The 957-nt window shown below is 75.2% G+C and carries 1 protein-coding gene; it reads right to left on the reverse strand.

Features of this window, described 5'->3' with window-relative positions:
- Window positions 1-184: 184 nt before the first annotated feature.
- Complete coding sequence (locus tag L0B03_RS18430) at window positions 185-778, reverse strand: TetR/AcrR family transcriptional regulator (RefSeq protein ID WP_250448538.1); 594 nt, start codon at window positions 776-778, stop codon at window positions 185-187.
- Window positions 779-957: the final 179 nt, after the last annotated feature.

Raw genomic sequence — 957 nt, forward strand, 5'->3', positions numbered from 1 at the left:
CCGGGCCACCGCGTCTTCGCGGCGGGCCCCCAGGGGGAGCTCGTCGCCCTGCCCCGCGGGCACCGACCCGCGCGCGTCACCTCGAGCGGCGCCCTGGTCGTCTGGCGGCCGTCCGGGCGCTGAGCTCGGCCTCGCCCCGTCCACGGGCGATGCGCACGTGCCTGGGCTGGCCGCGCCGTCGTCCTCACCGGGTCAGGAGGGCCAACGCGTCCGCGACCAGCCTCGCCTCGTCGTCGTCGATGGAGAGCTTGGTGAAGCCCCCGCGCCGTCCGAGCACCGCGAGTCCGTGGAGGGTTGCCCACACCGTCCGCGCGAGGACGCGCGGGTCTGCCCCCGGGGGGAGGACCCCGGCGTCCTGCGCGGCGGCGACGGCGTCCACGAGGACGTCGTAGGTCGACTCGCCGGAGGCCAGGACGGCGGGACCGCGGTCGGTGAACATGATCCCGAAGACCGCCGGGTGCTCCCGGGCGAAACGGAGGTACGCCACACCGAGCGCATCGAGCCGCTGGCGCGCGTCCGTGGTCGAGCCCGCCGCCTGCGTGAGGGCGGCTCCGAACTCGCGGTAGCCCTCTGCGCAGAGCTCGTCGACGAGCGCGTCCTTGTCCGCGAAGTGGCGGTAGGGCGCTGCGGTGCTGACGCCGAGACGTCGCGCGAGGGCGCTCAGGCTGAAGCCGTCCGCCCCGCCCTCGGCGAGCAGCTCGCGCGCGCCGCCGAGCAGGGCCTCACGCAGCGCCCCGTGGTGGTAGCTGGTGCGTGATGGTCGAGGCGTGGACGGCATGTTGACGACCGTAACATCGGGCCATATGTTGCGACCGCTCACAATGTGAACGGCTCTCGCATCGGAGGACCCCGTGGTCTCGACCCAGCCCAGCCCTACCTCGCCCAGCTCGCCCCGACCCAGCCCAACCCCGCCCTGGACCGGCAGCCCGCGCCCCCGCCCGCCGTCGCCGCGTCCCC

Source organism: Actinotalea sp. C106 (assembly GCF_023630195.1).
GTDB lineage: Bacteria > Actinomycetota > Actinomycetes > Actinomycetales > Cellulomonadaceae > Actinotalea.

Coding starts and splice junctions, on each gene's coding strand:
- L0B03_RS18430 (WP_250448538.1), bottom strand. CDS start 778: ATGCCGTCCACGCCTCGACCATCACGCACCAGCTACCACCACGGGGCG.